27 protein-coding genes are annotated in these 18,732 nt (G+C 41.3%); 2 read left to right on the top strand and 25 right to left on the bottom strand.

Annotated elements, in window-relative coordinates; genetic code table 11:
* Positions 1-85: 85 nt before the first annotated feature.
* The 11 genes from SB660_RS17865 to SB660_RS17815 all read right to left on the bottom strand — a co-directional run bounded on the left by SB660_RS17865 (position 86) and on the right by SB660_RS17815 (position 8,521).
* On the bottom strand, positions 86-2,872 hold the full coding sequence (locus SB660_RS17865; RefSeq protein WP_410583603.1) for a phage tail tape measure protein: 2,787 nt from the start codon (positions 2,870-2,872) through the stop codon (positions 86-88).
* The gene (locus SB660_RS17860) at positions 2,869-3,096 is read right to left on the bottom strand and encodes a hypothetical protein (RefSeq protein WP_410583601.1); all 228 of its coding nucleotides are present in this window, start codon (positions 3,094-3,096) and stop codon (positions 2,869-2,871) included. Before SB660_RS17860 ends, SB660_RS17865 begins: the two co-directional genes overlap by 4 nt.
* A gap of 18 nt (positions 3,097-3,114) precedes the next feature.
* Entirely contained in the window at positions 3,115-3,288 is a 174-nt protein-coding gene (locus SB660_RS17855; protein WP_410583599.1) for a hypothetical protein, read from the bottom strand.
* Positions 3,289-3,691: 403 nt separating this feature from the next.
* Positions 3,692-3,820, bottom strand: coding sequence for a helix-turn-helix domain-containing protein (locus tag SB660_RS17850; protein ID WP_410583597.1), 129 nt, complete (start codon positions 3,818-3,820; stop codon positions 3,692-3,694).
* Positions 3,821-3,919: 99 nt separating this feature from the next.
* Positions 3,920-4,852 (bottom strand): hypothetical protein, encoded by a 933-nt coding sequence (locus SB660_RS17845; RefSeq protein WP_410583595.1) that lies wholly within the window; start codon positions 4,850-4,852, stop codon positions 3,920-3,922.
* Positions 4,842-5,066, bottom strand: a complete 225-nt coding sequence (locus tag SB660_RS17840) for a helix-turn-helix domain-containing protein (protein WP_410583593.1) — start codon at positions 5,064-5,066, stop codon at positions 4,842-4,844. Before SB660_RS17840 ends, SB660_RS17845 begins: the two co-directional genes overlap by 11 nt.
* Before the next feature lie 959 nt (positions 5,067-6,025).
* Positions 6,026-6,778: a hypothetical protein gene (locus SB660_RS17835; protein ID WP_410583591.1), complete on the bottom strand. Its 753-nt coding sequence runs from the start codon at positions 6,776-6,778 to the stop codon at positions 6,026-6,028.
* Positions 6,779-6,807: 29 nt separating this feature from the next.
* Positions 6,808-7,182 carry a sigma-70 family RNA polymerase sigma factor gene (locus tag SB660_RS17830; RefSeq protein ID WP_410583589.1) on the bottom strand — a complete coding sequence of 125 codons (375 nt, stop codon included), beginning with the start codon at positions 7,180-7,182 and terminating at the stop codon, positions 6,808-6,810.
* 9 nt (positions 7,183-7,191) lie between these two features.
* Positions 7,192-7,422 carry a helix-turn-helix domain-containing protein gene (locus tag SB660_RS17825; protein WP_410583587.1) on the bottom strand — a complete coding sequence of 77 codons (231 nt, stop codon included), beginning with the start codon at positions 7,420-7,422 and terminating at the stop codon, positions 7,192-7,194.
* Positions 7,423-7,640: 218 nt separating this feature from the next.
* Positions 7,641-8,177 (bottom strand): hypothetical protein, encoded by a 537-nt coding sequence (locus tag SB660_RS17820; RefSeq protein WP_410583585.1) that lies wholly within the window; start codon positions 8,175-8,177, stop codon positions 7,641-7,643.
* Entirely contained in the window at positions 8,174-8,521 is a 348-nt protein-coding gene (locus tag SB660_RS17815; protein ID WP_410583583.1) for a hypothetical protein, read from the bottom strand. Before SB660_RS17815 ends, SB660_RS17820 begins: the two co-directional genes overlap by 4 nt.
* A gap of 111 nt (positions 8,522-8,632) precedes the next feature.
* Between SB660_RS17815 and SB660_RS17810 the strand changes: the two genes are divergently transcribed.
* Positions 8,633-8,845: a helix-turn-helix domain-containing protein gene (locus SB660_RS17810; RefSeq protein ID WP_410583581.1), complete on the top strand. Its 213-nt coding sequence runs from the start codon at positions 8,633-8,635 to the stop codon at positions 8,843-8,845.
* 502 nt (positions 8,846-9,347) lie between these two features.
* On the opposite strand, the gene SB660_RS17805 is transcribed toward SB660_RS17810, so the two are convergent.
* The 4 genes from SB660_RS17805 to SB660_RS17790 all read right to left on the bottom strand — a co-directional run bounded on the left by SB660_RS17805 (position 9,348) and on the right by SB660_RS17790 (position 12,499).
* Complete coding sequence (locus SB660_RS17805; RefSeq protein ID WP_410583579.1) at positions 9,348-9,575, bottom strand: helix-turn-helix domain-containing protein; 228 nt, start codon at positions 9,573-9,575, stop codon at positions 9,348-9,350.
* A gap of 80 nt (positions 9,576-9,655) precedes the next feature.
* Complete coding sequence (locus tag SB660_RS17800) at positions 9,656-10,537, bottom strand: hypothetical protein (protein WP_410583577.1); 882 nt, start codon at positions 10,535-10,537, stop codon at positions 9,656-9,658.
* A 69-nt stretch (positions 10,538-10,606) separates the two neighbouring features.
* A complete protein-coding gene (locus SB660_RS17795; protein WP_410583575.1) occupies positions 10,607-10,825 on the bottom strand; it encodes a hypothetical protein in 219 nt (72 codons plus the stop codon).
* Between the two features lie 1,389 nt (positions 10,826-12,214).
* Positions 12,215-12,499 (bottom strand): hypothetical protein, encoded by a 285-nt coding sequence (locus SB660_RS17790; RefSeq protein WP_410583573.1) that lies wholly within the window; start codon positions 12,497-12,499, stop codon positions 12,215-12,217.
* Between the two features lie 92 nt (positions 12,500-12,591).
* On the opposite strand from SB660_RS17790, the gene SB660_RS17785 reads away from it, so the two are divergent.
* Positions 12,592-12,951, top strand: coding sequence for a DUF2513 domain-containing protein (locus SB660_RS17785; protein ID WP_410583571.1), 360 nt, complete (start codon positions 12,592-12,594; stop codon positions 12,949-12,951).
* 358 nt (positions 12,952-13,309) lie between these two features.
* On the opposite strand, the gene SB660_RS17780 is transcribed toward SB660_RS17785, so the two are convergent.
* The 10 genes from SB660_RS17780 to SB660_RS17735 form a co-directional block, all read right to left on the bottom strand.
* The gene (locus SB660_RS17780) at positions 13,310-13,498 is read right to left on the bottom strand and encodes a hypothetical protein (RefSeq protein WP_410583570.1); all 189 of its coding nucleotides are present in this window, start codon (positions 13,496-13,498) and stop codon (positions 13,310-13,312) included.
* 115 nt (positions 13,499-13,613) lie between these two features.
* On the bottom strand, positions 13,614-14,417 hold the full coding sequence (locus SB660_RS17775) for a peptidoglycan recognition protein family protein (protein WP_180310208.1): 804 nt from the start codon (positions 14,415-14,417) through the stop codon (positions 13,614-13,616).
* 19 nt (positions 14,418-14,436) lie between these two features.
* A complete protein-coding gene (locus tag SB660_RS17770) occupies positions 14,437-14,700 on the bottom strand; it encodes a phage holin (protein ID WP_003212734.1) in 264 nt (87 codons plus the stop codon).
* 11 nt (positions 14,701-14,711) lie between these two features.
* Positions 14,712-14,924 carry a BhlA/UviB family holin-like peptide gene (locus SB660_RS17765; protein ID WP_017367922.1) on the bottom strand — a complete coding sequence of 71 codons (213 nt, stop codon included), beginning with the start codon at positions 14,922-14,924 and terminating at the stop codon, positions 14,712-14,714.
* A 36-nt stretch (positions 14,925-14,960) separates the two neighbouring features.
* Positions 14,961-15,104 (bottom strand): XkdX family protein, encoded by a 144-nt coding sequence (locus SB660_RS17760; RefSeq protein WP_180310207.1) that lies wholly within the window; start codon positions 15,102-15,104, stop codon positions 14,961-14,963.
* Positions 15,101-15,421, bottom strand: coding sequence for a hypothetical protein (locus SB660_RS17755; RefSeq protein WP_180310206.1), 321 nt, complete (start codon positions 15,419-15,421; stop codon positions 15,101-15,103). Before SB660_RS17755 ends, SB660_RS17760 begins: the two co-directional genes overlap by 4 nt.
* Positions 15,422-15,434: 13 nt before the next feature.
* On the bottom strand, positions 15,435-16,829 hold the full coding sequence (locus SB660_RS17750) for a hypothetical protein (RefSeq protein ID WP_410583566.1): 1,395 nt from the start codon (positions 16,827-16,829) through the stop codon (positions 15,435-15,437).
* 51 nt (positions 16,830-16,880) lie between these two features.
* Positions 16,881-17,180: a hypothetical protein gene (locus SB660_RS17745; RefSeq protein WP_410583564.1), complete on the bottom strand. Its 300-nt coding sequence runs from the start codon at positions 17,178-17,180 to the stop codon at positions 16,881-16,883.
* 11 nt (positions 17,181-17,191) lie between these two features.
* Positions 17,192-18,334: a hypothetical protein gene (locus SB660_RS17740; protein ID WP_410583562.1), complete on the bottom strand. Its 1,143-nt coding sequence runs from the start codon at positions 18,332-18,334 to the stop codon at positions 17,192-17,194.
* A gap of 14 nt (positions 18,335-18,348) precedes the next feature.
* A complete protein-coding gene (locus SB660_RS17735; RefSeq protein ID WP_058013853.1) occupies positions 18,349-18,732 on the bottom strand; it encodes a phage tail-collar fiber domain-containing protein in 384 nt (127 codons plus the stop codon).

Genomic DNA, 18,732 nt, shown 5'->3' with positions numbered 1-18,732 from the left:
AATCATCCCTTTTCTTACAATAATACTAATTTTAACCTAATGGGTGAATGACCGCTACAACTTTGTGTGTAGCGGTCGTATTTCCCTAATAACTGCTTCGATCTATTTCATCCATCTGCCGTCTGCTTACGTGCGGCTCGACGATTCGCCCGACGACTTCGCCTTCCATGACCACCGATAGTCCTTTAAGAGACTCGATAGCAGTTGCGAGGCTGGATAGGTGCGCCTGTATCTGCGGACTATTGCCGCCTGCTGTCGCAACCCGAGCCGTATGACCCGCGTCTAGCATCCGGAATAAGTTTGCCTGCTGTGCTTCCGTCAAGACCATCTCGTTTCTTAGCGCGCGAATATCAACCTCGTGACTCATCGGACGGTCAATAAACTTCGATGCCATTCCGCCTGAGTGTAGCTTGCCGGCTGGTTTGCCGACGATTCCTCCGACGTGGTAAGTACCTTCGTTTCCGCGCCCACGGCTGACGGCTCGTTCCGTTTTACGTGTGACGTCCGTTGTGAATACCGTGATGTATTTACTCAGGTCTTTGCCTAATGCGTTATTCATTTTCTCCGCTTGGCTAGTGATATCGATAACTTTATTCTTCGTCTGCTCTAACTGCGATAGTTCTTTTTCGATGGCTGCGAGTGATTCTCGGTATTCAGTCGTCTTTTTATCCGCTTCAGTGGTGTTATTTACGAGATTAGCGCGCGCATCTTTCAATTTCATAATTTCACGATCGATTACCGCAACGCCTTGACCCTTCTTCGCGTTGAGACCAACTTGCCTAAGCTCCATTTCAATCAGTTTTTGTTTTACCTGATCTAATTTCCCAAGTTCCTTTTGAGTTTCTCCTAGGCTTTTGTTCTTCGCCTGTATCTGCTTCAATATCTCGGCGTATTGGTCTTGTTTCTTTTTAAGATTGAACTTTTCAAGATCCACTTCATGCTGAGCCATCGAGATTTTTCCGGCGTTACCCTCTTTCTCTGCGCTCTGAAGTTCCAGTTCTTTTTGAAGAATGAGGCTTTTTTGTTTAGATAAGCCGTCTTCTAAGTCGTTTCTCTCTCGTTTGAGCTTATTAATGTCTGAGGTTAACTGCTTCACCTTCGCTAAGTTTTGATCCTCGTTTCGTTCAGCAGTCGTTAGTTGCCCATCTAACTCCAAGCGTAGATCTTCGTATTTCTCCTTACTCAACCGTTTCATCGCCTCGGTATTCTTAGCGATCGCATTACCTTGCGCCGAGAAAGCCGCTTCAGTTTCCGGAGACTTCTTGATGATCTGATCGTTCAACTGTAGGAACCGGTCGAACTCCTCATTCGTAAGCCCCGAACTTTTACGAAGGCCGTCTTGTTCTGCGTTTAGCTTTTTAATCGCCGCCGAATCTTTTTCGTTAGCCAGCGCGTCCTTGTTATCTAAATAACGCAGAAGCTCATCGTTCGTAAGCTTCATTTTCGCCTGCAAGCCGTCGTATTCTTTAATCGTCTTGTTGATTCCGTCGACTTCTTTCTGCTTTGCGTTTGCCGCGTCAAGACTGACCGTATTCATCGCTTTATATCCCGCACTAACCCCGACTAACAAGCCGCCAAGTACCGAAAGGCCCGTAATGATCCAGCCCGCCGGACCCATTGCCGCAAATAAGCCGCGCAATGCAAACCCTAGTTTTATCGCAGAAGAAGCCGTTAGAGCGATCGCCGCCGACGTTCCCGCCATCGCAAATCCCGTAGCTATTACGCCCGGATTAATTTGACTAATTACGCCGACTAGCTTCGTACCGTGATCGACAACTGACCGTATGTGCGGCAAGAATTCGTTACCGAGCTTAACGCCTACGTCTTCGAGCGCCGACGTAAATTTATCGAATGATCCGTACAGGTTATCCATCTGCTCGTCGGCAACTTTTTGCGCCGTGCCGCCGGATTCTTCGAGTGCCTTCGTATATTTGCGAATCTCATCCGATCCGACCGCAAGCAACGAAACGAATCCCGATGCCGCCTCCGTACCAACAAGACTCGCGATAGCCGCCGTCTTTTCCGCCTGACCTAGATCTCCAAACTTCGAATTTAAGTGATCGATAATGTCCGGCAACGACTTCATCTTACCGTCAGCCGTTTCGACTTCGATTCCGTATCTCTGCATTACTTTGGCTGCGCGTCCTACCGGATTGGCAAGTCGCAACATTCCCGCTCGTAGTGCCGTACCGGCCATCGATCCTTGAATACCAGCGTCGGACATTTTCGCAACGGCTGCCGCTGTTTCCTCGAAGCTAAAGCCTAACGCAGTAGATACCGGTGCTACGTATTTCATCGCGTCGCCTAATTGCAAAAGATCCGTGTTGGCCGTGTTCATCGTTTTAACTAATACGTCAACCGCGTATGTTGAATCAGACGACGCGATCCCGAAGCCCGTCATGATATTCGATACAATGTCGGCGGATACGCCCATGTCGACGTTGGCCGCTGCCGCCATGTTAAGTACAGCCGGTAGTGATCCGATCTGATCCTTTACGCTGAAGCCCGCCATCGCTAAGTATCGCAGGCCGTCCGCCGCTTCAGTTGCCGTAAATTTTGTCGTTTCGCCGAGTTTTAGCGCGACGTTCTGAAGGTCTTGGAAGTCCTGTCCGGTGGCTCCTGAAATCGACTTAACCTTCGCCATCGCTTGCTCGAAGTCGCCTGCGGTTTTGACCGATACGCCAATACCCGCGACGACTGCGCCTCCTACCGCTAAGGCTGCCGTTTGTACGAGGCCCATTTGTTTACTAAGCGACTGCGCCGAATTGCCCATCTGCTGCATTTGGTTCTCCGCCTGTGAGACACTCGAAGAAAACTGAGAGGAATCGAGTTCAAGGCGTGCGACGATTTCGCCTACTGATACCGCACTCATGATTCATCGCCTCTAGCTTTAATTGCCCCTTCGAATAGTATTTCTAGGCCCTTTTGATCGAACTTATTTAATTCGTCTAAAGCGTCATTTATTGCGATAGCCTGCTCCTCACTGAGATCGAAGTTTCCTTTGATTGCTTCATTATAAACCCATAAAAAAACACCGACCGCTCTGCCGGTTGCTTCGGCTTCTTGGTCGGTGACGATTAGTTTTGATTCACTCATTTAATTCGCACCCTCTCTTTATAGAAATAAAAAAGGACGCCCGAAGGCGCCGCGGTCAGCGTCTAGGTTAATATGCGCAGCACCGTCTTTAAAAAGATCGGTTAGTCTGCCGTTTGCAGTTTCGCGAACATAATAAGACTCTGCGGCGCCATAATCGCCGTAAAATTCGGTTACTTTTGAAACGCAGTACATCCGATCACCCCTTCGCATATATCAATTCTCCGCTTACATCTGCACAACGACATGTCATGACGGCGCGGGAAATCCGCATGTCTTTTGATCCTTCTGTTTCTCGAAGCATAATTTCGCCTGTCTCGGAATCTACGAATAACACCTCGTCACTTTTAACGAAAACTATTACGATGATCGCCCCCTTAAAAATCAAACGAAATTAGCGATTTGAGCACCCTTGAACCTATTGATTGTCGACATTATTTAGATGGCTAATTTTGCGTAGTTTTTAGGGCTAAATCGTCGGTTTTGATTTCTGCAACATCTTCTTTTCTTTCAGTTCTGTCATAAAACTCTAGTAAAGACTTTATAGTCGTTTCTGTCAGTTTTAAATCGTTTAAAATACATTCCGAAAAACCTTCGCTTAACTCTTTTGTTCACCCGACTCGATTCTCGAAACTGTGGCCAGTGATGTGCGGGTAATTTTCGCGACGTCCTCCTGTGTTAAACGATAGAGCTTGCGGATTTTAAAGAGTGATTTTCTATCAAGCATATGTGTCTCCTCCGTTATCGAAAATTTTTTTACATTAATAATAAGCACGACAAATAGACATCTTTGCACTTTGACGATGCTTGGATGCCTGCCTTATATTTAATTGAATAAGGCTTTAATCGCGGCCAGTGAATCCCCTTTTCCCGCATATATAACACACGGATTAACAACGGTTCTTCGTTTCCTTCTGTCTCCACTAATTTCAAAGAACCCAAAGACCGGTTTACCTTCATATTTAATTTTGTTCAAAGTAGCTTTAAATTGGCCTTGATCCTTGTATCCAAGAAGCGCAGCTAACTTATCTAATGGAATAGGTTTTACTAAGTCTTCATTTGATTCGCTTGGATTGAATGAAACGATATTGAATTTGAAGTTTACAAACGGTAAAACGGCATAAATGATCGCAAGTTGCTTTACTGAGCGACCGTTGTACGCCTTGCAAAGATTCCTAACTGTAGCACGGAACATTCTTGTATGTTGCATTTCTTTCGTAAGTTGCCTGACATCGGAATGCGCCCCGCGATAGAAAACGCAAGGATTCATATAAATAACGTCATTTTCTTCACGAATAATGCGCTCTTCCTCTAACTTTTTATAGAAGTCTCTGAATTTACCGGCGCTCATTCCTACTAGATTATTTAATCCGCTTTTATTAATTGGCTTACCATTATCATATTTTAGCTGGCCGTCGCCCCATCCGGTGTATGTACCGATTAGCATTAAGCGTGCTAGGTCGGATTGGTTGAGTTTGGGGAAACTTTCTTCCATAGTAAATGTGTCTTTGTAAAAAGCGGTAACAAAACCACCGTTTTCAGATTCATGCGCAGTCAGATCGTCTTTGATTTTTAGGTTACGAATCTGATTACCGGATGTTTTCGTAACTACTTCTACCAGGTGGGAGACGTCCTTGCCGTGTTTATTGAAGATTTGGCCGTCTTTTATCGTGGCTTCTTCTTTAATGCCGAAAATATCCTTTTTGACGCCTGCCGGTAGGCTCATCCATTGGCGCTGCTCTACAACTCTATTCGTCAAATACGATCGCCTCCCTTAATTTTCGTAGTTCTTGAAGTTTCTTTTCGTCTAAATTAAACGCAATCATGAATCGATTCGCCATTCGTTCGGTGAACCTTCTTTCTTGGCGCTCAATTAAGGCGATCATCTGAGTAGAACACCCTAGTTTGTCGGCTAGTTCAGCCTGAGTCATCTTTCTTGTGACTCTGAATGTACGTAACAATTCCGGTGACATTGCATAGCCCTCCCCTTTTTCTTTTTGTTATTATGTATAAACTTCTATGCAAATAAAAAAAGAACCCATTTTCGGGTTAGCCTTCCTATAACGTAGTACAGCATATTCAATCGTCATGCAAGCATCTTCATTATATAGGACACATATTTGTAGTAAACGTAGGGAAAAACTGCGCAATTCTTAACGATTAATAATCGTCGCGGTGTCCGACCTTCTACTACGTAGAGCCAACTACGCGTACGAAAGTCACCATACGAAGCACTTGGTTTTTCGGGTCATTTTTCCGGCTAATACTTGGTTTTTCGGGTCGCCTCCAAAAGTGGAGGAACACTTAGAGCTGCGCGGTTTTACGGCATTTTATAAAGTGCTGGTATATCTTAGTCAGAAGTCTAAATTTACATTACCGACGCAACAAGTAACACTAACATAAATCAAAGCAATTCGTTCGCTTACGCTTACTCTTGCAAATATCCTTTATCGCGATAGATATATCTTTTAAATTAGGTATTTGCGCGAAGGGTTTTAACTGAGCGCTAGTCTTTTATCGCATAAGTAATTTCGCCTTCTCGTACTTATCGAGGAATGCGATTAATACGTCTTCTCCTACGTCACCCTACCGTTAGTATGTTACGTTCATTTACGTCCTCATAAGACATAGATAACTACGCGTATGTATTATGGGTATACGTTCACTTACGTCCTCATTATATAGGACACATATTCGTAGTAAACGTAGGGTATATCTACGGAAGAAGTCCGCTATATCTCGTATATATACGTCCTTCTACTACGTATAGCCAACTGCGGACGTATAATGTGTATAGTTACTACTACTTTCTATAAAGTAAGACAGCATATACAGTAATTTCGTGTATACCGCCCCTACATAATATAGGATACATTTCGGGTATTTTTGTGTATATTGATTTAAGAAGGCGGCAGTTAAGCCGCCAAGTTGATCAAAGCCAGTGGGTATTTCTTGGGTGTTCTGAGAGCGCATCCGCCGTGTGAGGGTTCAGATCATTAATAGCATTGATGAGCCGCGCCAAATCGACTCCACAGGCGGCTAGTGTAATCGACGCGAGCTCGGTTAATCTTTGATCGGTTTCCGGGTCATATCCAAATGGCGTGGTCACATGCACCCACTCCCCGTATGTCTCTAAAAAGTGTACGAAATTACCCCTATGAGTCGAAAAAGCGTGTTCATCATTAGCTACTTGGTGCTTAATTTTCGGAAAAACACCTAAGCCAATCGCTCCAATCGGTCTTAAAACGTCATCCAAGATTTCGCTTAATTCCGAGACAATATAGGCGTCAGAAAGTTCCAGCGCGAGCTGAACGAGCGTATCGTACAATTCTCCCAACGCGACCGACCGATCACTCTCGAACTCATTTATATATTGCGTCAACTTCTTCATCTCTTCTACATCCGGCAGGCTGAAGCTATTATCGTCAAGAATAACCTCTATCATGTCGACGACTGCGCCCAAATTAATATCGTGTTCGAATGCGTTAAAAATAAAGTCTCCAATGTAGTCGCTATATCGTCCGTTTAGAAGGATCGCTTCAAGTTCGAATCGTCTGCCGTGAGAGAGATCGATAGACGCCCCGCCCCCAAAAGCATTTTCTAACGCCTTTCCCGTTTTATATTCGTTTTTCATAAAATCTAAATTCGCCTCGATAAGTTTGCGTTCAATATTAGTAAATGTCATAAGTAATTCCTCCAGTAATTTATATTTTTTTAGATTGAGTATCCGCCAATTCGATCTAATTTCGACCAACGAGCGTACACCTTCGTTATCTTCTTTTCAGCCGCAAGCAAGTGTCGAGAGACTACGGACCTCTCGATCCCCAACTGCGCCCCAATCTCCCGTTGTTTGTACCCATATACGTAATGAAGTTGAAGCACATCCCGCTGTTTGTCGGTAAGCTTTGCAAGTCTTATCGCCTCCTTTAAGTCGATGATCAGATCGGACGCGGCTTCATCACCGGTATACCTACGAGTCTCCAAGCGTAAGAAGTCGTCCAAGATGCTCCGAACGCCTTCTAAATCGTCTAATTTATACGCAAACTCATACTTCAAATGCTGATCAGGTTTATTTGACGCCGCTCCCACTGCATCGCCTCATTTCGCTAATAATTTCGCCTTCTCGTACTTATCAAGAAACGCGATTAATGTTTCGTCAAAGTTTACGTTAGATATGACTGCGTGCTGCGTTTTCTTAGTAATACGCCTGTCTCCGCATTCAATAGCCGCGACGGACGACTTACTGATACCGAGAAACGCCCCGTATTCTGCTTGCGTCATGCCCTTCGCCATTCTTATAAGTCCGAATATTTCTGATGAGATAACCACCGAAATGACCTCCTTTTTTCTTTTAGTTGCCGAAAGTCCACAACAAGTCCGTACGGAATCTCGGCAACTTTTTTCCCTTTCATAAGTACAGTCGCATGTGACCGACTGAAATCGGGACATTGTCTTTTAAAAAACACGCAATTAAGTCGGTTAGAACTTTCGAGGGTACTAAGACCTGACCGCTCCCAAAACGTCTAATTTCGTGCAATTTCACAGCTTTAAAGATACGGAACGAAGGCGCGTTCCAAATCGATAAGTTCGCGATGTAACTCACTTCTTTCTTTATGACGCTTGCTATTCTCGAAGCAAAGGTCGGACAACTTCTTCGCGTATTCAACCAAAACCGCGGAATCCTTTTCTCCGATCTGCGCACGTTTAGTCATAGCGATTTCGAGACTCGTTTGCGCAAAAGTCACTTCGACGTCCGTCCACTGACTGTAAAGACGCTCGTATTCCACTTTGAGGCCGCGAAGAATAGTCGATCTCACTAATTCGCACGCGCTGTGGTTGCTCCCAGGTAGTTTTCCGATCTCGTAAACGCCGATGATTGCGCCATTTGTTGCGATGATAAGACGCGTATTAGTCGGGTAGTGGTCGTAAACTGCTTCAGATCGGTTCGTCGAATCAAACGTGTGTACTTTGACGGCTTGGTGCGCGCGCCCGATAATTTCGTTAGCTGCGTTCTCTTTCGATAATCCAAAAATTCTTACTGCCTCTGCGATTGTTTTTTTAGTTACATGAAAAAATTTTTTCATTTTTCCAACCTTTTGTTTTCCTTATCCATATTTACTTTCAATATTTCCTGTAACAATTCAATAACAGTCATTTTCATGATTTTTTCGATATCAATAGGCAAATCCTCCGGAACATTAATCCCAGCTATTTCATTACTCTTGGAACCAATTTCAATAGCTCCATTTTTACGAACATAGGGTTTAATTAATTCAATAAAGCCACCACCAGCACTGAAAACAATACCGTTTGCTAAATCTACAACCTCAACTTCTTCAACAAATATTTCCGGATCATACTGATCTGGATGAATAACAAAATCAATTATTTTCTTTTCATATTTATTTTCTTCAAATTTTAACTGCATTGATAACTCCCCTTTTCACAATTGTTACGCTAATGCGTACCACTAATACCTGAATTATATGGTACGCTTATACGTACAGTCAAGAGATTATTTTATTTAAGGAGATTAATTATGAAAATCGTTAAAGTTAAAATTGAGGAGATTTTAGAAAAGGAAAAGTTATCTCTTAGAGCATTTGCAGATAAATGTGGAATTAGACACGCAGCGTTAAGCGAACTAATGAATGGAAAGAGGCAAAATATTAATTTTGGCCATATTGAAAAAATCGCGAATACGTTTGGTATAGAAGATATAAACAAAATTATTACTTTAGAAGACAAATAGAAAAAATACTCTTAAGAATGAGCGTTGATGATAGAAAGCAAAATAGATCTATGAACTGTTTGAAATAGAAGTATTTAAAATATTGTAACCGTGACTATCCTTTCCGTATGTATTTAAGTCCAGCGCCCTCGGCTTCGCCTCGCCCGCAAATATACATTCATTATACATATTGCGTATATGTGAGACGAAGCGTAGCGGAGGATCACTAGGATTTAGATTTAGAAGATAAGAAGTAATTTCCGTACTTAAAACGCTGTATCCCACGTGGCTCTAAGCGCCAACCCCGTTTTCGCTTGTACGAATAAAGTCGTACTTTTGGCGATTTTGTACGAATGAAGTCGTATTGATTATCAGTTAAAACGACTTAATTGAGAATGAACGTAAGTCGGGACGTAGTAACAACGAATCATCTCCGTATATCCATTCATATATACGCATAACTATACGTTCAGTGTGGCGAAAACAGAACACGAAAAAGAGACGCTCGCCATGAACGTCCCTACTATTCGTCGCTACCGTCCTCTATTTCGAATAAATCCTCGTACTTCCATCCGCCCGCTTTCATTAGCGCAACGACTTGCCAATCTTCGTGCCGCCCATTCGAATCTAACCGCGAGATAGACCCCTGCGGAACGCCCGACGCTTCCGACAGTCTTGTTTGCGTCCAGCCGTCCGCCTTCATTAGTTCCTTCAGACGCGGCCGTACGTTTATGCTCTCTAAACTGCACATTTAAGCCGATGCTTGGTGTAAAGAATTATCGGAAGCAGTTTACAGGAAACAAAAAAAGCACCCCTCGGATGCTAACTTTATTAGTTTAAATCTTCCATTACTCTGAACCTTCTTACTTCGTCCCTTCTCGCATAAATTTCTCTATAAATAGCATGTACAGCAGCTATTGGATCAGAATCTTTATTTATTCCCCTAACCCTAAACCTTTTTAAATCAGTTCTCGCCATAGTATCTGAAGAACCTTCTTCATCCCAATAGTTTAACTCTAATATTTCTTTTCTAGCTAGGTTTAATAAGCTTCTGGCAATAGGAGAATCTCTTAAGTCACCTTCTCCTGTTTTTCCTGGTGCTTTTAGGATCACCTCATAAGTATCACTGGCGTCTGATTCGAAACCTTGAATCCAGTAATTATTTAAATCATTATCATCAAAAATTTGGGTTCCATTAATTATTCTACGTCCATTTTGAAACAACTTCACTCTTAAAAGAGTTACTCTATTATTCTCAAAAACCCTCACAAAATCTTCATCATCTACAGTCCTTTGAATATTTTGAATATTATATACCGATCCATAAATATTTTGAAATGCTTCTTCTAAAATCATTCCAACTCTCGACATCGTTTGATCTTTATTGAGGTTTGTCGGAGGATAGTTTCTGTGTTGGACAAGCATTCTTTTTTCTTGTAAATCGAGAGCAAAGAAAGTGTTAAGGTAAGGAGCGACATCAGGCGCAAAGCTGTTTTTATCTTCATCAACAGAATTGACATTAGGCGCATGTTCCTCACTGAAGCAGAATGTAATGATATTCTCAGTAACATCAATCTCATTAGTTATACAGTATTCAAAACCATACTCACCGGGAAGTTTCGCTACACCCCTTAAGTATTCAAACAATTCATTTGTTCTTAATGTTAGATCATTTGCACTAATTAGTTGGTATACCCTGAAATCCATATGCATAAGAAGACCTACCTTTTCGTTTAATAAAAGATAGGTTTATAATATCACATTTTTTGAATAATTTTCAAATTATATGTTGTAAATTTCCACATCGTCAATATCTATCCATGTTTCAAAACCCATATCGTCTGATAGCCTTATTTCAGTACCGTGTTTACCTTCTTTAATTTCTTTAACAAAACCAATTAATCCAAATATTTCTTCATCGCTATTAGATACAACCTCAACTTTATCATTTAAAGTCAAAATATATCCTCCTTTTAAAGCTGTTTTTTTTATCATACTCATCTTACAACCACATCCTTATCTATTCAACAGTTTATTTTGTATTATTATGTAATATGAATAAAATTATTCTAAATTTATCTGTAGAAATTTCCCGAATAATTTTCAAGGGGCTAAGATATATTATTTACCTAATCCCTAGATCGCTAGAGCAAGAGAAATATATTAATTTGTGGTGAATAAGGAAAATTAATCCCCCCCTTCCATTTTACACTGCGGTTTTAAGTGATTTTCAAATACGTTTCTCGTTTTAAACTACGAATAATTAGTTTCCATCTTCGTCAGGAAATAACGAAATCTCTCCCGGTTAGACATCCTGGAAGCGCGCAACAAGACGCCAAGGTCCGTAATCGATGAACCGTCTTAGTGGAATTTCGGGTATATCGAGTTTCAAATCGAACATTCCGAACTAGTGCGGCAATGCATCGCCTAGATATTCTCGTAGCTTTGCACTCGTACCTTTCGTAAGATAAGCGTTGGTTGCAATTTGAATGCATCCATCAATATTTATCGCCATATGAGTGCCTCCTCTCCGTTTAATTAGCGTATTAACCCTCTAACCCTTCCGATCATTATCGGATGATTAACGTACGTCTACGTAGGGCCAGACGATCAACACCCCGAGTTTAAAAAATTGTGCGCAAGGTTAAAGCGTCAGATCGGGCGGTTTTGTTTGGGGCGCTTGGGGGCGGCGCCACTTTCAATCGTTTGATCGCATAAATGAATAAAATATACATAAAAACGCATAACGAACGTAACAGAATCACCTTTTGTTACATTCGCTAACGTACGAAAGTAATGATATTACAACGTTTTTCACGTTCTTATCTTCACAATGAACACTACTGTTTTTATGCAACGTATAAACCGCGCCACGCCGGTATGCTCCCTGATGCCCTATGCCGGCCCGACTGTATAAGATCATGCATAAACGAATTGCGTTTCGTATGTTACAAGTCGATACGTAACACGTATCATTAAGGCGTCTTACCTCAGTAACCTATCGACAAATAAACGCTGATAGGACGCGGCTTGACGCCTCTTTGTGCCGTAGCATACCGACCATTACACGTAGGCCCTAAAATCCGTAATACAGTAACATGGCGCAACCCCCTGAGTTTTAGGCGGCATTGCCCACGGGAGGCACTTGCTTGGTGTTTTATATCTCGATAGCCTCGTCTCGTAAGCTGTGTCGATTTCATCCGCAGTTATGCCGACATACTTTAACGTCTGAGCCTCTGAACTAAAGTCGTATACTCTCCACTTATTCTTGTACATTTCGAATATAGCTGTACCCCGAATGTTTTACGTAGTGTGTAAGTACTTACTGCGATATTTATAACTTTATTTACGTCTCGCCAGGCGTTTCTATGCCAATATATCCCAGAATAGTCAGTCGGTGTCGGTGTCCGTGCCCTCGCCGCCATCTGATGTGCTGTTGCCGAAATACTTTGCGCCTTCTTCGGCTACGATTTCGGACTGCTTGTTTACGCTATAGCGCGTTCTGACTGCGGATAGTGCGACCGATTGGGCGTCGGTTGCTTCGTAGTCATCTAAATGGTTACCGTCACAACGACCAAGAAAAACATCGTAGATTCCGTGATCGAGAGATCGATAGAATTTATCGCTTAATTGCGTATGTGCGAGTAGCTGTACGTTCATTTTGGTTTCCGTCATTTATTCGTCACCTTAAAATTAGTAAATTTTTCCCTTTATTCTAAACAATGTGCGATAATTAAAAACAAACACACTAAAGGAGTAAATATTCTATGAAATTACATCCGGATTTAGTAAGAAAAATGCTGTTGGAAATTGAAGACTTGCCATACCAAGAAGATTACACTCTATCCGCCATGTATTTGCTAGCTATAAAAAATGGGTACGACGACAAGGCGGGGGTATACACTGCTCGAAAATTATCTGAGTCTGGCCTCGTAAAGGGGGGATTTCCAGACTATTTAGTAATTGAAGAACTAACATTCGAAGGTCACATGTTCTTAGATAGCATAAGAGATGAATCGATATGGGCACAAACTAAAACATTAACTTCCAAATTCGCAGGTGTTTCGCTCGATATATTGAAAGATGTTTCTACCCATCTTATTAAAGATTACTTAAAACTTAACTAGCACCGCTGCTTCCGAAGCCGCCCGAACCTCGTTCCGTTTCTTCCAACGCATCCACCACCATATAGGTCGCTTGATAATAACGTCCCCCCATCCGCCTATTAAGACGAGGGTTCAGAGTAGCGCCGTATTTAGTTGCGGTGTAGCGTTCCTATGCGGTATAATGCGCTTAGAGACGATTGACTTATCGGAGACTTACCGTTGATATAGTTGACTTTGCGGATGACTTAACGGAGAAAAACAACGCAGAAATACCGTCGTGAAAGCTGGCAGCGTAGAGGTCAGCGGTTCGATCCCGCTATGCTCCATACGAAAAACCATTCTTGAGAAATCAAGGATGGTTTTTTTATGTATATATTTCTTACAGCTCTGTTTGTTCTTTGTTTTTTCTTAAGCCTAATAACTTTATTATGCGGTACGTAATCACAGAGACATAAGCTGTGATGAGAATCATTGTGTAAGGCACAGGAAAATCGCTCGTCATTCCGTGATAAATGAAATAGATGAACAGCACTGACAGCATGATTACTTGAAACAGTTCCTTTTTCACTTTACTCTCCCCTCATGATCGTGATTTGGTCGATTATTTCACAAATGATGTCATTTTTTGTTAGCTATCAGCAAGGGGAAAATCTATTCACCTGCTGATAGCCCTTTTTGAATGATCACTTTTTCAGCAACTGTTCCATTTTGCTCTTCGTCTTCGGACCGTAAATCCCGTCTGCCGCTAGACTATTCATGAGCTGGAACCGCTTGACCGCATTCGCTGTTTTTGGTCCATAATAGCCATCAACACCGTTGTTTTTTGCCCCTTTGTCTGGGTAAAAATAGAGGGAAGATAAGGCTTTTTGCACAGCTGTGACTTGTGCTCCTTTTGTTAGGGGCTTGGTTATTTTTAAGATGCCAGATGGCAGATTTGACGATTTCTGTTTGGAAACTGGTGCTTTGTGACTCAAGCTCTCTGTTCGAACTGGCTTTCTTGTCCTTTTGCTGCCGGTATGGGCTGTGGCGATTCCAGCTTTAAATTGATCCCACCTTCCGAGCAATTTCCTTGGACATTCTTTCCCGCTCCAATGTTTATGAGGCACTACATTTGATAAAGGAATCCGCAAATCGTCCATTAGCTTTCGAATGAGCCATTGGGCGTTTTCGACTGCTTGTTCAAAGTTGCCGTCTGTATTTTCGCAAATTTCAATTCCGATTGATCTCATATTGCCATTGCCTCTTCCATCTCCTGCATGCCAGCCATTCTCGGTTAACGGTAAATGCTGATAAATGACCTGATCGTCGACAGTGTAATGCCAGCTGACCCCAGTACTTGAACGCGCAACAAACGCAGCGTGACTCCCCGCATTTGCACCTTTTGCCGTGTTAGAGGTATTATGCACCGTAATATAGAGCGGCTTCATCGTATTTCCTGGCCTGTTGCGGTTGTGTTTTGGAATATAGGCTTGAATGATATTGACCATATTGTTTCTCCTTCAACGATTATTTGGTTAGCCCTCTTTGTTTCAGTGTATCTTTTTGTAATTGACCTTTGTAGGTCACATAATTGTTTTTAAACCAAGCGATAATGGCTGTCACCATCGTAAAAATGGTGGAACCTGCTACATATAGTGCCTCACCAGCGGTTTGTACTTGCTCCTCACTAATCGGCAGCACCGTCTGTCCAAACATGACAAGCGTTTGATTGATGAGTGCAATAAAAAGAAGCACTGTTCGAATGACAGTGCCTTTGTCGAATGTTTTCATGATATTTCCTCCTATTTTAAATTCCGTTCAATTTTGTCGAGTTTGTCAATGACGACGTCATACTTTTCACTAAACTTTGCTAACACATCATTTTGCGCCTCGATTTGTTCGTTGAGCTTGTTTTCTCGTTCTTTTGTTGTGTTGAGAACATAAAACAGAATCCAGCAAAAGAGAACAGCAAATGGGCCCTGTGTCATTAAGTTTTGAACGACATCTACTTCCATTGGAATCACCTTCTTTCCGGCAAAAAAATAAAGCCATTAGGCTTCGTATATTTCTCCAGTTATATTTTGATAGTCGTCTGCCGAGATCCAGCCAATGCTTACATAAAATGCAATGTCCTCTGGTCCGTAACATTGCCAGTCCCAGAATTGTTTGATATCTGCTACAGTTGGAAACATCATTCTGAATTTCCCCCTTTCTGCATAGCCAATAGCTGCGTTAATTGTTTTGATAACAAAGCATTTTGCTTCTTTAAAAGTTCTATATCACTTGGCGGGAGAGGGGCTGGCTTTAGGCTATTTATATACTCCTGTGTCGCAGATTCATACCATTGTTGTTTTTCCACATCAAATGCAGCTTTATAAAAAGAAGGATTATTGGGTGGTGCAATTGTTGTGCATTGATCTGGAATGACATAATTGCCTTCATCATCCCTTTCGAACACTTCGATAGGTCTGACCAATTCATTTTGATGATTGTATTCATAGGCTTGTATCATTTTTATCACTTCCTTAATTTAATGGGACGACTGTGTCTAAATAGTAGCCTGTTACTGCACTGTTATTCACTGCATGTAAACCGGTTAGTTTTAACTCTCCTGTCTTATATATATATAATTTACTATGACCCGTTGTACCTGATACTGGAACTGATACAACCATTCCTTTATCTGGTAAATTCAGTAAGCCCGTGATAGGAATCTTTCCACAGATCACTTCTCTATTTGCTATTAGGTGACCTCTCAACAATAATAAATTTCCCCATTTAGCATATTGAACTGGTCTGTCTCCAATAGAGGAACCATTGTCTAATGTAACATTTAGCCACTGAACATTTTCAAAATCAGCATCAGTGACTATTCTTTTCCACCCTTTAAAGACACCATCAGTATGAACAGTACCAAACCAATGAGTGTTGTCATAACTTCTAATGACATGAATGCTCTTTCTACCATTTACAGTTTCTAGGATATCGATATTAAACCAAGAAGAATCATTATCGACAGGCATATTTAAAACATTAGACCCTACAGCAAAGTAAAATCCTGATGGTAACGTTAAAATATCAGTTCCTATTGACATTGAAAGTCTTAGTCCCTTTGAATTTAATAGATTATGGTCATTAAGGCGTTTCCAACCGCTCCATTCTTGTTGTGTACCTGTTACATCAGTTGTTGAACGGTTAATATAGACATCTCCTGTATTGTTTGCACCAATGACCCATCCATAGGTATTTTCACTAAAGACAGACAAAGCCCTCATGGAACTTCTTGTCGGAAGATCTGGATGTGCTTCATGAATGTACCATGAGTGAACCCCCGGCAATTTTATCAGCTTATCTAAAATACTAGGATCATCTGCATTAATTCTTTCATATGCTTTTCCATCGTCAGCTGTGATTTTAGACAATTGTCCTGCATCCCATTTGTTTTTTTCATTTTGTGTTGGCATTTGCACCCAGTTGATCGCAATATCTTTTACATAATAAGAAAAACAAAATGTATTTCCTAATGTGTCAATTGCAATTCCTACACCAATATTGTTTTGTCCGACAAGCTGGAAGCCCCTTAATGCAGCTTTACCTATAGCAGGAGAATCGACTACTCCAACACCACCTGGGGCATAGAATGAGCAGGCACCTAGACCTTTAATTTCCTCATAAATACTGCCACCTGGAGGAATACTGACCAAATGCGATCCATTATCATTTGTCAGTTTATATAGCTGAGATTCATTCCACTTCTTCTTTTCTGAATCAGATACGTGAGGAATTGTATCTTCTGCATGATGGTGAATTTGAGCTAACAATTCAGTATCATTTTCAATCAAGATCTGCATCATCTGATTAAATAAATCTGCATGCGCTTTGTCATTGATCTCAAAAGAACGCGGTGTTTTTAAAACCATAATTCTCCCCCTTATATATGAATGATTAGAACCAAAAAACTCAGTAAATTTTTAAAGTGTTTTTAACCCTTTTATATCACGTAATATCTGTGCCATTTGTTTAGTTAAAAAGGCATTTTGCTCCTTTAATATTTCTAGATCATTCGGTTTTGGTTTTGTTTTTAAGCTGTTGATATACTCCTGTGTAGCGGTTTCCTCCCATTTGTGTTTTACAGGGTCAAATTTGGCAATATACGATTCCATAGGAGGGGGTACATCGGTAAAACCTTCAGGCATTTTCTCATGTTCATTCATGAGTTTTTCTTCACCAGGCATATAAATGAATTGATCATTATATTTATAAATCCACATTTTAGTTCCTCCTATAATGTACTAAATTTGATTAAAAACGTAATGAATTCTGTAGGGTTGACTGAGTTAGAGGACAATTGTACACATACCCTTCCGTCATTCGAAATAAATGTCCGGTGATATTGTGGCACCCCAGATGTACCAAGACTAGAAGCAACGCCCACATAATAAACAGAATGTTTCGGACGGTATCCCTCTGGAAGGACAAAAACAGGAATTTCACCTAATGCTCCATCTCTTACAGCGCCATTTATCTCCACTTCTCCTAAAGCATTTTTACCGAAACGAATGGGTAGCGCGCTTGAACTATATTGTTTCCAACCGTTTAAAAGTCTAGGTGTGGTCCATGTCATTTGTTTATCGGCCTCACTAAGATTACGCCTCCATCCTTGCCAGCCTAAATTTAGATCGAGATAATTCGTAAACATGTTATTCTTATTATCTACTGCAATTACCCAGCCATAGGTTCCTTTGTTATTACTATCAGATGAAGTAAAATGATAAAAACCTCTTGCAGATGATTCAGAGGGATTATCTTGTACCCCAGCGATTGAATAGAATGTGCCAAATGTTTTCCCTGTTTCGGATATTTTATCTAGAAGACTTTCAGCAGCTTCTACAGATACTCGAACTCCCCCAGTATCGTTTGTAATTTTAATCAACTGACTGTCATTCCATTTATTTAAATCTTCTATACTCGGAAGAGGTGTCCAAGTAATAGTCGTATGACCAAAATTGTAGTAAAAGCTGTATGCTTTTCCTGATATATCTACCGCAAAGCCTGCCCCAATATTATCTTGACCTACTATTTGCATGCCTCTGAGTGATATATTTGACGATGATGGAGAATCTTCGACTCCAGGCGCTGCGTAAAAGGTACATGTACCTTTATCCTTAATTGCATCAAATATTTTTGAATCAGCTGAGACATTGATAAGCTGCATACCGTTATCGGCAGTTATTTTATACATCTGCGAATCATTCCATTTTTCCTTTTCTTCTTCAGATGCATGTGAGTTCATATCTTGTGTATGGTTGGTAAGCTGTTCTAACAGACCATTGTCGTTTTTAAGCAAGGTTTGAACCATTTGATTAAATAAATCAGCATGAGCTTTATCAGTCGTTTCAAATGTTTTCGGCTTATTTATATCCATTTAAAAATTCCCCCTTAATAAATATCATCAATCTCAAAAACAAATTCGATGTCGCCGTCTTTTTGTTTGTCTGTCATGGTGCGGATGGCGGTGAATTTGCCGGCTTCGTCGACAAGTGCTAGTTCGTTGATGACTTCACCTGCAAGTTCTCCTTCGGCGATCGTGCAGGTGTAGCGGATTTTTGCTGGTTCCATGAAGGTAAACGAATCAATCTCTTTTTGGACGAGTTCTTTTTTGAGTTTTTGTTCAGTGCCGTCTAGTGAAATCGGTTTGCCATCCTTCGTTCCGCCATTTCCAAATGCCATTTTAACGACTTTTGTGAGTTTTGTTCCTTCTGCTCTTGACTTTGCCATTTGTTGACGTGCATATAATGTTGTTACGGTTAATTGATCAGCCAT

The sequence above is a fragment of the Bacillus sp. SIMBA_005 genome, from assembly GCF_046535585.1.
Lineage (GTDB): Bacteria > Bacillota > Bacilli > Bacillales > Bacillaceae > Bacillus > Bacillus pumilus.
This window is presented reverse-complemented; position numbering and strand designations above follow the sequence as displayed.